This is a genomic window from Polynucleobacter sp. QLW-P1DATA-2 (assembly GCF_001870365.1).
GTDB lineage: Bacteria > Pseudomonadota > Gammaproteobacteria > Burkholderiales > Burkholderiaceae > Polynucleobacter.
Map to the genome: position 1 here is coordinate 21,587 of NZ_LZMQ01000002.1, position 11,226 is coordinate 32,812.

Consider the following 11,226-nt stretch of genomic DNA (forward strand, 5'->3'; position numbering starts at 1 on the left):
TTACTTGTCCTTGTTTAATTTGCGTCTTGTTATTTCCAAAACCACGCCAAAAGATAACATTTGAGTGTAGCTAGGTATGTAACAAGCAACGGAATCCATTTCAAATCAGGCTGCTTTAGGGCAAAACCAATAAACAAACAAAAAGTCGCGAGAATTTTAATAAATTCGCCAGAAACTATTGCTGCTAAAACCCCGCCGGGGCTTGATTTATTACTCTTTCTTGCTGCCTCTATTCGCATTAAAAACAATGCTGAGGGCAAAAATCCAATCAAGCCACCCACTAAAGCCGAATAAGTATAAACGCTTCTGTCATCTTGATCAGAAAAAATGAAGCAAAAACAAGCAATGACTAGGGTAAGCACTAGCTGAGCTAGCACAACCCACCATGAGTTCATCGAAGCAAAATTACGCGGCTTGAGAGCACGTAATGCATCCATTTCCTTTTTTGAAAGGGTTTTAAATGACTCCTCTTCTGTTTCATCCCAATTAGGTGGAATGAATTGTTTAGGTTTGTTCACTAATTGGTCTCTATAAATTGTTAAAGGCAATCACTAATTACTAGCAATACCCAACTTTTTTAGTAAAGAATCGAGCTCATCAAATTGACTAAAACGGATTCGCAACTCTCCGCCTTTCCCTTTGAACTTAAATTCAGCACTCAGGCCAATTAAATCTGCGATTTCTTGTGTCAGACGGCGCATATCCGGGTCGACGTTTGGCGCAACCGCTCCAGACTTTGTCTTAGCTTTTTTATCCCCAATCTGACCGCCCGCTATCGCCAAAGCTGCGGACATTCTCTCCGCCTCTCGAACTGATAAGCCCTGAGCAGCAATTCTTTGGGCCAAAGCCACTTGGCTTGCCCCAGGTAATGGTAATAAGGCCCTCGCATGCCCCATATCGATATCCCCAGCCAAGAGCATTGCCTGAACCGGTTTAGCCAATTGGGCTAAACGAAGCAAATTGCTAATCGCACTGCGAGACTTACCCACCGCTTTTGCTGCCTGCTCATGTGTAAAACCAAATTCTTCAATTAAACGAGCCAGACCTTGTGACTCTTCAAGAGGGTTGAGATCCTCGCGCTGCATATTCTCAACCAATGCCATGGCTGCTGCTGCTTGATCATCGGCACCAGAAACTAAAACAGGAACTTCTTTGAGGCCTGCAATTGTGGCTGCGCGAAAGCGACGTTCGCCCGCAATAATTTCATACTTACCAGCACCAACAAGACGAACTAGTAATGGCTGCATAACACCTTGCTCACGGATGCTGTCAGCCAGCTCCTGAAGGGCGCCTGCTTCCATTTTTTGACGGGGTTGATACTTGCCCGCCTGCAATGCAGTTAGCGGCAAACGATTGATTTCTGTTGATGCGCTAGCTTGTGAAGCTTTCTCGCCAAGCAAAGCTTCTAGACCTCTGCCCAAACCTTTTTTCTTAATTGCAACCATGGTGTTTTTCTTCTTAAAAAAATTACATCTGTTTGATGCGCTCAACCATCTCCGCACCAAACTCTAAATATGCTTTTGCACCACGCGATGATTTATCAAATGCAACTCCCGGGAGCCCGTAAGATGGAGCTTCTGCGAGTCTTACATTGCGCGGAATAATCGTCTTGAATACCTTGTCGCCAAAGTGCTCAAGTAACTGTTCTGATACTTGCTGTTGCAAGGTCATACGGGCATCAAACATCACGCGCAATAATCCAATAATCACTAAATCAGGATTTAAATTTGCATGCACTTGTTTGATTGTGTTTACCAAATCGGACAAGCCCTCTAACGCAAAATATTCACACTGCATTGGAACAATCACGCCGTTTGCTGCGCATAGTCCATTAAGCGTCAATAAAGACAGGGCTGGAGGGCAATCAATCAAAATGAAATCGTAATCATTAGCCACCTGTGAAAGCGCATCCTTCAAGCGAGATTCGCGCGCATCCAAATCTACCAATTCAATTTCAGCGCCCGCTAAATCACGATTAGCCGGAAGTACGTCATAGCCAGAACTTTCGCAAGGCTTTGCACATTCTCTTACTGATGTCAGGCCAATTAAGACTTGATAGACGCTAGTATCTAACTCAGCCTTTTCAACCCCGGAACCCATGGTGGCATTGCCTTGAGGGTCTAGATCTACCAGCAATACGCGCTGCTTTAGCCCGGCCAATCCTGCCGCCAAATTCACAGCTGTTGTGGTCTTACCAACACCACCTTTTTGGTTTGCGATACAGAATATTTTTGCCATAAGTGCTTTAGATTTTGCTTAAGTGGTGGAGGTCGATTTTCTCATGGGGGTCAACACCAAAAGGCGGCGTTCAACCGATAAATTCGGAATAAGCAGTGCTTCGTCGGCTAGCAATTGCCAGTCTTCACTACAAACATCAGCCATTTCTTCATCCGCACGCTTTGCTTTCATTGCAAACACCAGGCCACCTGGTTTCAGAAGGGGCAATGAAAGGTCTAAAAAACGTGCGAGATTAGTAAATGCGCGAGAAATTACAGCATCAAATTGGGCGGGTTGCTGCAACGCAACATTTTCAACTCGCTCGCTCAGCACTTCTATGTTCTTTAGTTTTAATTTTCCCCGCACATGCTGCAAAAAAGCAGTCTTCTTCCGAATTGCCTCAATTAATGTCAAGCGCCACTCAGGCTGCACAATGGCAATTGGAATTGCGGGTAGGCCACCACCAGACCCAAGGTCAGCAATTTTAGGGTTGGGGACTTTTAAAAACCGCCTTAATACCGGCAAAACAGCAATGGAATCAATGAGGTGTAGGCGAATAGAATCTTGCTCGCTTTCAATAGCAGTGAGATTGTGCACCTGATTCCAGCGGCCCATTTCTTGCAAAAAAAGTTCGAAATCAGCAATATTGGCATTGCTTAAATTGAGGCCCAACCCTTCAATTCCGAGAGCTAGCAAGTCCTCAGTCATGCAGTTTCTTGGGGGCGGCCCAAACCTTTTTTGAGGTGGACTAATAACAAAGAAAGTGCTGCCGGAGTGACGCCAGAAATTCTTCCTGCCTGACCCAGCGTCGCCGGCTTATGCAAATTCAGTTTTTGCTGAACCTCTTTAGATAGGCCAAGTACCAGCGAATAATCAAGCCCCTCTGGGAGAGGGAAGCTCTCGTTATGCTCCTGGCGGGCAATTTCAACAGCCTGACGATCAATATAGCCCTGGTATTTAACTGAAATCTCCACTTGGTCGCTGATTTGAGCCGCCAAGCCAAGATCCGCATCCAAAACGTCCGGCGCCCACAGACCACCGCCTAGGGCAGTAATCGCCTCATAAGTCACGCCTGGGCGCCTCAAAAGCTCGGTTAAGTTGCACTCATGGGACAAGTCTTGGCCCAACAACTGAGCAACTAGTGGGGCCGCCTCATGTTTAGGGCCAACCCAAATATCTTGCAAACGAGATGTTTCACGTGAAACAGCTTCTTGTTTTCTACAAAACACTTCCCAGCGATAGTCATCTACCAGCCCCAAATCGCGTCCAATAGTGGTTAAGCGCATATCTGCGTTGTCCTCACGCAAACTAAGGCGGTATTCAGCACGACTGGTAAACATGCGATAGGGCTCTTGAACCCCGCGAGTAATCAAATCGTCAACAAGAACCCCAATATAGGACTCGCTTCGCTTTGGCAGCCACGGTTCTTTGCCTTTTGCGGCCAGCCCAGCATTAATCCCGGCCAACATCCCCTGGGCAGCAGCCTCTTCATAACCCGTTGTACCGTTGATTTGGCCAGCAAAATACAAGCCGCCAATCACCTTTGTCTCCAGGCTATGGCGTAGCTGGCGGGGATCAAAGAAATCATATTCAATGGCGTAGCCAGGGCGGACAATCACAGCAGACTCTAGGCCCCGAATACTTCGAACCAAGTCCCACTGAATATCAAAAGGCAAGCTTGTGGAGATGCCATTAGGATAAAACTCATTGGTCGTTAAGCCTTCAGGCTCCAGAAAGATTTGATGACTGTTTCTAGAGGCAAAGCGATGTATTTTGTCTTCAATGGAGGGGCAGTAGCGTGGGCCAACCCCTTCAATAACCCCTGTATACATTGGCGAACGGTCTAAGCCACCGCGAATAATGTCATGGGTCTTCTCATTTGTGTGTGAAATCCAGCAAGGAACTTGCTTTGGGTGCTGCTCTGGACGACCCAAGTAAGAGAAAACGGGGACGGGATCTAGGTCACCGGGCTGCTCGAGCATGACAGAAAAATCAATTGTTCTGCCATCAATACGAGGCGGGGTACCCGTCTTTAGTCTTCCCTGGGGAAGCTTTAATTCTTTCAGGCGCGCGGACAAGGAAACCGATGCAGGGTCGCCTGCACGACCACCAGCATAATTATTGAGACCAACATGGATCTTGCCATCTAAAAAGGTCCCAGCTGTCAGAACTACCTTTTTGGCCATAAACTCTAGGCCCATTTGTGTCATAACGCCCTGAACCACATCGCCATTGACCAGAAGGTCGTCAACAGCGGCCTGAAAAAGGGTTAAATTCGGCTGATTTTCTAGGCGCCGGCGAATAGCCGCCTTATATAAGATGCGGTCGCCTTGAGCTCGGGTTGCTCGGACAGCGGGCCCTTTACTCGAATTAAGAATACGAAACTGAATTCCTGCCTCATCGGTAGCGGCTGCCATAGCGCCGCCCATGGCATCAATTTCTTTGACCAAGTGGCCTTTGCCAATACCCCCAATCGATGGGTTGCAACTCATTGCACCCAGATTTTCAATGCTGTGGGTTATTAGTAGTGTGTCGCAACCCATGCGTGCCGATGCAAGGGCAGCCTCAGTCCCAGCATGACCGCCGCCCACAACAATGACATCGAAACTTTTGGAATAACGCATGATTTGCCTCAGGTAGGGCGATGATCATAGCATTTTGTTTGTTTCACGTGAAACAAAAGATTAAGAAATCTTATAAAAATAAAAGGCTATTTTGTAAGTAATTGATTTAATTAATAAAATACGCATTCCATGCTGACTTGAGGATCAACACACTAACAATAAGCAAGAAAGCCTTCCTCACAAAGGCGCTGCCGTGCTTAATTGCTAAGCGACTACCAAATTGACTGCCTGCAATATTGGCAATCATCATGGCAAATCCAAGCGGCCAGTTTATTTGCCCAAGACTCGCCAACATAAGAATGGCAGCCAAATTAGTGGCGACATTAACTAATTTAGTTGCGGTGGAAGCATGCAAAAAATCAAAGCCAAAAAAGCGGACAAAACCAAAGAGCAAAAAGCTACCAGTACCGGGCCCAAAAAATCCATCATAAAAACCAATAATTAGGCCCATCAAAACTGCTTTGGCTTGTTGAATACGACCAAGCCCTTGAGGCGCATGTGACTCACCAAGCTTGGGCTGAAACCAGGTATACAACAATAAAAATAAAAGGACAAAAGGCAGCGCTTTACGCAAAGGCTCTGCAGGGAAATTGCTCACTGCGTGAGCACCCATTAAAGATCCAATAAATCCTGCAACAACAGCCGGCAAAACCAGCGCCCAAGGCAAAGAGACGTGTTGTAGAAATTTGCGTGCAGCATTAAAGGTGCCACCAACCGCAGCGATCTTGTTTGTTGAAAGCAAAGTAGCTGGTGGAATATTTGGATAGGCGGCAAACAAAGCAGGGACTTGAATTAAGCCACCGCCACCCGCAACTGCATCAACTAGACCAGCAAAAAATGCCATCGCCAAGAGTAATGGCCAGATGTAAATTGAAAATTCGATGAGAGTCTCTTTTATTTAAGTGCATGCGGCGCAATTAAGAATTAGCGCCGCACTAAAACCAAATAATAAAAGGAAAACAAAAAGTTTAGTTTTTGTTTTTATAGAAAGCAGCAATCTCTCCAACGACACCATGACGGAATGCTAAAACACAAATGACAAAAATAAATCCGGTTGCAATCGTGCTCCATGAACCAATGTTTGCAAGATAGTTTTGTAGGCCGACAACAATACCTGCTCCAACAACTGGACCAAGAATGGTTCCCATGCCACCAAGCAAAGTCATTAAAACAACCTCGCCAGACATATGCCAATGAACATCAGTCAATGTCGCCAACTGGAATACGAGTGATTTCATAGACCCCGCCAAACCAGATAGGGCTGCAGAAATAACAAATGACATTAGCTTAAAACGATCAACGTCATAACCTAAAGAAATGGCACGGGGCTCATTCTCACGAATCGCTTTCAAAACTTGACCGAATGGGGGGAATGTACGGCACGCATGATGAGCGCAAAACCAAATAAGAAAACAGCCAAGACAAAGTAGTACATAGCAACGTCATCTTTGAGGTCGATCAAACCAAATAACATTCCGCGTGGTACGCCCTGAATACCGTCTTCACCGCCGGTATAAGGAAGTTGCACTGCCAAGAAATACACCATTTGCGACAGGGCCAAAGTGACCATAGCAAAGTAGATGCCTTGCCTACGGATGGCCAAAGAGCCAATCAAATATCCCAAAATGCCAGAACCCACAACACCCAAAATAATTCCTAGCTCGGGTGAGAGACCAACCTCTTTACAAAAGTAGGCAGTGATATAGGCGGCTGTTCCAAAAAAAGCTGCGTGACCGAATGACAACAGGCCAGTAAAACCTAAGAGTAAGTTGAATGCGCAGGCGAAGAGAGCAAAACACAAAACCTTCATCGCAAAAACCAAATAAATGAAGTCTTGAAACGGCAGCAACAAAGCAATCAACACCAGAATGCCGTAAAGAAGTTTTGTTTTTGAGTTCATGATTATTTTTCCCGCCCAAAGAGTCCAGCAGGGCGAATCAATAAAACAATAGCCATGATCACAAAAATCACAACGCCTGAGGCTTGCGGATAAAACACTTTAGTAAGGCCCTCAATCAAACCCAAGCCTAGGCCCGTCAGTATGGCGCCCATGATCGACCCCATGCCACCAATCACTACCACGGCAAAAACAACGATGATCAGGTTCGAGCCCATCAATGGGTTTACCTGGAAAATGGGGGCAGCCAGCACACCAGCAAAACCAGCTAAGCCAACGCCGTAAGCATAGGCCAATGAAATCATTAGCGGCACATTGATACCGAAGGCTTGCAACAATTTTGGGTTCTCAGTTCCTGCGCGCAAATAGGCGCCCAACTTAGTTCTCTCAATAACGTACCAAGTTGAGAAGCACACCGTCAGAGAAATCACCACCACCCATACACGATAGATGGGCAATATGATGCCGATAGAGTCCAAGGGAATAGCGCCTTGGAGTAATTCCGGGGCTGGATAGCTCTCACCAGAAATTCCATACCAATGGCGGAACATGCCTTCAATAATTAAAGCTAAGCCAAATGTTAGTAATAGGCCATATAGATGGTCCAAGTGATACAAGCGGCGCAACATCGTGCGCTCGAGAATTAAGCCGAAACCTGCCAACACAAGCGGAACAACAATTAAGGCAAACCAGTAGTTAATAGACAGCTCGGGGAAGCCTAGCCACTGACTAATTTGAGTCAAACCAATCCAGGCAATAAATGCACCCATGGTGTACTGAGCACCATGCGCAAAATTAATGATGTTGAGAAGGCCAAAAATAATGGCCAATCCCAAACTCAATATGGCATAAAAAGAGCCATTAATAAGCCCCACCAAGAGCTGGGCTACCAGCCCTTGAGGGGTTATACCAAGAAGTTCAAACATGAGGAAATATATTTTCTATGTTTAGTTCTTTACAAGCTTGCACTTTGATTGAGACAAAGGCATAGATGAGTCTGCTGCCGGAATCACAGCGCGCACATTGTAGTAATCCCATGGGCTCTTGGCTTCAGATGGTTTTTTCACTTCAAGCAAATACATCTCATGCTCAAACTTGCCGTCCGCACGAATCTTGCCCTTAAATAGTCCATCGTCAATGTTGGTGGATTTGAGGACCTTCATAACTGCTTGAGTATCATCAGTGCCGGCTGTTTGAACCGCCTTTAGGTAATTGAGCACAGCAGAATATACGCCTGCCTGAACCATGGTTGGCATACGCTTGTGCTGCTCAAAGAACCGCTTAGAAAAGGCACGAGTTTTATCATCCTTATCCCAATAGAATCCCTCCGTTAGATACATGCCTTGAGCTGTATTTAGGCCCATTGAATGGACATCTGAAATAAACATCAACAAAGGCACTACAGTCTGTTTCTTGTTGACGCCAAACTCGGAGGCTTGTTTGACAGCATTGATAGTATCTTGACCTGCATTCGCTAACGCAACTACATCAGCACCACTTCCTTGGGCCTTTAAAAGGTAAGAGGAGAAATCACTGTTTGGGAATGGGTGCTTACTTACTCCAACAACTTTACCGCCGCTGGATTTAACAACATTGCTGGCGTCATTTTCAAGGGCCGCACCAAAGGCATAATCAGCAGTAATAAAATACCAATTCTTCTTTCCCTGCTTTACAACCGCTTTCGCCGTTCCGTTAGCAAGGCCATAAGTGTCGTATGTCCAATGTACGTTAACGGGCGTGCATTTTTCATTGGTAATGGCTGTAGAGCCAGCGCCTGAAATTAAAGTCATCTTGTTTTTCTGCTCAGCGACTTCCATTACTGCAAGGGCTGTATTGGTGGATACCAAGTCGACAATAACGTCTACATTGTCTTTGTCGTACCACTCACGCGCTTTATTGGCTGCAATATCCGCTTTATTTTGATGGTCTGCGCTCACGATCTCAATTTTTTTTCCAAGAACTGTTCCGTCCTTAGAGAAATCGGCTACAGCCATCTTGGCTGCAATTACAGAGCCGGGGCCAGCAAGATCGGAATAGGTTCCCGACAAATCAGTTAAAACACCAATCTTTACAACGTCGCCACTCACCTTGGATCCTGCTTGTGCAAAAACTGGGTTCGACGCAAACATCGTTGCGGCTACCAGTGATGCAGTTATTTGCTTTAACTTCATTCCTATCTCCTATAGAAAACCACTAAACACCCAGATACTCATTTAATAGAGTTGCTTTTTCAGCAAGCTCGCTTTGTTGCACTACCTCAACCACCTTGCCGTGCTCAACCACATAATGACGATCAGCTAAAGGCGCAGCAAATCGGAAGTTCTGTTCAACCAAAACAATTGTGAAGCCCTTGTTGCGAAGGCTGGTCACAACCTCGCCCAATTTTTGGACAATGACTGGTGCTAAACCTTCAGTAATCTCATCAAGCAAAAGCAGTTTGGCGCCGGTTCTTAAAATGCGGGCCATTGCCAGCATTTGCTGCTCACCGCCAGACAGTCTAGTACCTGGACTATTGCGCCTTTCATACAAATTTGGAAACATCTCATAGATTTCGTCCAAACCCATGCCGCCTGGAGCAATCTCTGGCAACAGCATTAAATTCTCTTCTGTACTTAGGCTTGCAAAAATGCCGCGCTCTTCTGGACAAAAGCCAACCCCTAGGCGTGCAATTTTGTAAGTAGGGGTGGCGATGGTTTCGGCACCATAAACTTGGACTGAGCCAGTTCTTTTACTGGTTAAGCCCAAGATGGTTTTCAGGATGGTGCTCCGGCCGGCGCCGTTTCTACCTAAAAGCGTAACCACCTCGCCATCACGAACAGCAAAATTTACGCCGTGCAAGATATGAGATTCGCCATACCAAGACTCTAGGTTTTTTACCTCTAGCGCCATAGTGCTCATAACTTATCGCCCCCATGGCTTCCCATATAGGCCTCAACAACCAAGGGATTATTGGAGACCTCCTTATATGAACCCTCTGCCAAAACTGACCCCCGCTGCAAAACAGTAATTCGGTCAGCAATGGAGGAAACCACCTTCATATTGTGTTCAACCATCAATATGGTTCTACCTTTAGCGACCCGATCAATTAGTTCTGTGACACGCTCCACATCTTCGTGACCCATGCCCTGTGTTGGCTCATCCAAAAGCATCAGTTCGGGTTCCATGGCCAGGGTTGTCGCAATTTCAAGGGCCCTTTTACGGCCATAAGCCAAATTTAAGGTTTCTTCATTTGCAAAATCTTGTAAACCAACCTCGTGAAGAAGTTGCATCGCGCGCTCATTAAGAACGCTTAGAGAGTTACTAGATTTCCAAAAGTGAAACTCGGTGCCTAATCCTCGCTGCAGCGCAACACGGACATTCTCTAATACGGTTAGATGGGGAAATACTGCTGAGATCTGAAACGAACGAATCACTCCTCGGCGAGCAATTTGTGCTGGCGCCTCCTTGGTGATATCAAAACCATTAAACAAAATTTGGCCGCTACTGGGCTCAAGAAACTTTGTCAGCAAATTAAAGCAGGTGGTTTTACCAGCACCATTAGGGCCGATCAAAGCATGAATTGTGCCCCTGGTGATATCTAGGTTGACATCACTGACAGCTGAAAATCCTTTAAAAGATTTTCCAAGTCCGACTGTTTTTAAGATTGTTTCTTGCAAGCTCATACCCTCTACCCCCTCTTGGGGCAAGATATTGAGAATAACCCAAGATGGTGTTGCTATATATAGCGATAACCCTAGATCAAAAAGGTTTGTGGCTTATGTGCTCTGCGAGATCTTGATGAACTTCTGAATAGACTCTCTTGCAAGCCCATCAAGAACATCAAGCGGCATCCGCTGAGACCCCTGAACGATCATTAAGGCATAAGGTTTTGCAAGCGCAGAGGCCTCTGGGCACAAGCGCAACTCATCGCCTTCGGCAGGAGACTGGCTGCGCCAATAGTTAATAGCAGCCTCGAGCTCTTGAATTGTGACAAACAACATAATGGCTTGGGAGCTTTAGTCTTTAGATGCAAGCATCGTGCCGCGACATTTTTTGGCGCCACAACGACACTCGTAATCCTTTTTCATTTGCTTGGTAATGCGCCCCTCAATATCAAGCGAGTAGTCATAAAACAGCTCTTCCCCAACCTTGAGATTGCGCTTCGCATAAATGAAGACGCGTGGCTTTCCACCAAAGGAGTCTTCGCGAGTTTCACAAATTGGTTTACAGGAGTGATTAATCCAACGGGCAGCATTACCCCCATATTTTGCATCGATGACGCGACCATCTTCCAATGAAAAATAGAAGGTATGGTTTGGATCTTTGGGGTCGTGTGGGTGCCGCTTCTCAGCCAATTTCCAGCTGATGCGCTCGCCCTTGTACTCAATAATAGCCTGCCCTTTTTTAATGGGCTTTGCCACAAACACACCCTTACCGTGAATCGGTGAAGACTTAACCACAATAGAGGAGCGATCCACCTTTGGTGGTTTTAATTTCTTGGAGGCCATA

At 46.0% G+C, this 11,226-nt stretch carries 12 protein-coding genes and 1 pseudogene; all 13 read right to left on the bottom strand.

Translation table 11 applies throughout. The features are described 5' to 3' along the window. Positions 1–29 precede the first annotated feature (29 nt). Complete coding sequence (locus tag A9236_RS02295) at positions 30–518, bottom strand: ATP synthase subunit I (RefSeq protein WP_083393412.1); 489 nt, start codon at positions 516–518, stop codon at positions 30–32. 33 nt (positions 519–551) lie between these two features. Beyond that, entirely contained in the window at positions 552–1,445 is an 894-nt protein-coding gene (locus tag A9236_RS02300) for a ParB/RepB/Spo0J family partition protein (protein ID WP_071464379.1), read from the bottom strand. Between the two features lie 22 nt (positions 1,446–1,467). Then, on the bottom strand, positions 1,468–2,238 hold the full coding sequence (locus A9236_RS02305) for a ParA family protein (protein ID WP_071464378.1): 771 nt from the start codon (positions 2,236–2,238) through the stop codon (positions 1,468–1,470). Positions 2,239–2,256: 18 nt separating this feature from the next. Further along, positions 2,257–2,925, bottom strand: coding sequence for a 16S rRNA (guanine(527)-N(7))-methyltransferase RsmG (gene rsmG / locus A9236_RS02310; protein ID WP_071464377.1), 669 nt, complete (start codon positions 2,923–2,925; stop codon positions 2,257–2,259). After that, the gene (gene mnmG, locus A9236_RS02315; protein ID WP_071464376.1) at positions 2,922–4,841 is read right to left on the bottom strand and encodes a tRNA uridine-5-carboxymethylaminomethyl(34) synthesis enzyme MnmG; all 1,920 of its coding nucleotides are present in this window, start codon (positions 4,839–4,841) and stop codon (positions 2,922–2,924) included. The genes rsmG and mnmG overlap by 4 nt, the downstream gene beginning before the upstream one ends. Before the next feature lie 106 nt (positions 4,842–4,947). Next, positions 4,948–5,685 (bottom strand): TSUP family transporter, encoded by a 738-nt coding sequence (locus A9236_RS02320; protein WP_071464375.1) that lies wholly within the window; start codon positions 5,683–5,685, stop codon positions 4,948–4,950. 124 nt (positions 5,686–5,809) lie between these two features. Next, positions 5,810–6,741, bottom strand: a pseudogene (locus A9236_RS02325) (branched-chain amino acid ABC transporter permease). A gap of 2 nt (positions 6,742–6,743) precedes the next feature. Next, a complete protein-coding gene (locus A9236_RS02330; RefSeq protein WP_071464373.1) occupies positions 6,744–7,664 on the bottom strand; it encodes a branched-chain amino acid ABC transporter permease in 921 nt (306 codons plus the stop codon). 21 nt (positions 7,665–7,685) lie between these two features. Further along, on the bottom strand, positions 7,686–8,909 hold the full coding sequence (locus A9236_RS02335; RefSeq protein ID WP_071464372.1) for an ABC transporter substrate-binding protein: 1,224 nt from the start codon (positions 8,907–8,909) through the stop codon (positions 7,686–7,688). 22 nt (positions 8,910–8,931) lie between these two features. After that, on the bottom strand, positions 8,932–9,636 hold the full coding sequence (locus A9236_RS02340) for an ABC transporter ATP-binding protein (RefSeq protein ID WP_071464371.1): 705 nt from the start codon (positions 9,634–9,636) through the stop codon (positions 8,932–8,934). Beyond that, positions 9,633–10,400, bottom strand: coding sequence for an ABC transporter ATP-binding protein (locus tag A9236_RS02345; RefSeq protein WP_071464370.1), 768 nt, complete (start codon positions 10,398–10,400; stop codon positions 9,633–9,635). The genes A9236_RS02340 and A9236_RS02345 overlap by 4 nt, the downstream gene beginning before the upstream one ends. Before the next feature lie 93 nt (positions 10,401–10,493). Continuing rightward, entirely contained in the window at positions 10,494–10,718 is a 225-nt protein-coding gene (locus A9236_RS02350; protein WP_071464369.1) for a DUF3717 domain-containing protein, read from the bottom strand. A gap of 15 nt (positions 10,719–10,733) precedes the next feature. Beyond that, positions 10,734–11,225 (bottom strand): SET domain-containing protein, encoded by a 492-nt coding sequence (locus tag A9236_RS02355; protein ID WP_071464368.1) that lies wholly within the window; start codon positions 11,223–11,225, stop codon positions 10,734–10,736. Position 11,226: the final 1 nt, after the last annotated feature.

Coding starts and splice junctions, on each gene's coding strand:
- A9236_RS02300 (WP_071464379.1), bottom strand. CDS start 1,445: ATGGTTGCAATTAAGAAAAAAGGTTTGGGCAGAGGTCTAGAAGCTTTG.
- rsmG (WP_071464377.1), bottom strand. CDS start 2,925: ATGACTGAGGACTTGCTAGCTCTCGGAATTGAAGGGTTGGGCCTCAAT.
- A9236_RS02305 (WP_071464378.1), bottom strand. CDS start 2,238: ATGGCAAAAATATTCTGTATCGCAAACCAAAAAGGTGGTGTTGGTAAG.
- A9236_RS02355 (WP_071464368.1), bottom strand. CDS start 11,225: ATGGCCTCCAAGAAATTAAAACCACCAAAGGTGGATCGCTCCTCTATT.
- A9236_RS02330 (WP_071464373.1), bottom strand. CDS start 7,664: ATGTTTGAACTTCTTGGTATAACCCCTCAAGGGCTGGTAGCCCAGCTC.
- A9236_RS02340 (WP_071464371.1), bottom strand. CDS start 9,636: ATGAGCACTATGGCGCTAGAGGTAAAAAACCTAGAGTCTTGGTATGGC.
- A9236_RS02320 (WP_071464375.1), bottom strand. CDS start 5,685: ATGGCATTTTTTGCTGGTCTAGTTGATGCAGTTGCGGGTGGCGGTGGC.
- A9236_RS02350 (WP_071464369.1), bottom strand. CDS start 10,718: ATGTTGTTTGTCACAATTCAAGAGCTCGAGGCTGCTATTAACTATTGG.
- A9236_RS02335 (WP_071464372.1), bottom strand. CDS start 8,909: ATGAAGTTAAAGCAAATAACTGCATCACTGGTAGCCGCAACGATGTTT.
- mnmG (WP_071464376.1), bottom strand. CDS start 4,841: ATGCGTTATTCCAAAAGTTTCGATGTCATTGTTGTGGGCGGCGGTCAT.
- A9236_RS02345 (WP_071464370.1), bottom strand. CDS start 10,400: ATGAGCTTGCAAGAAACAATCTTAAAAACAGTCGGACTTGGAAAATCT.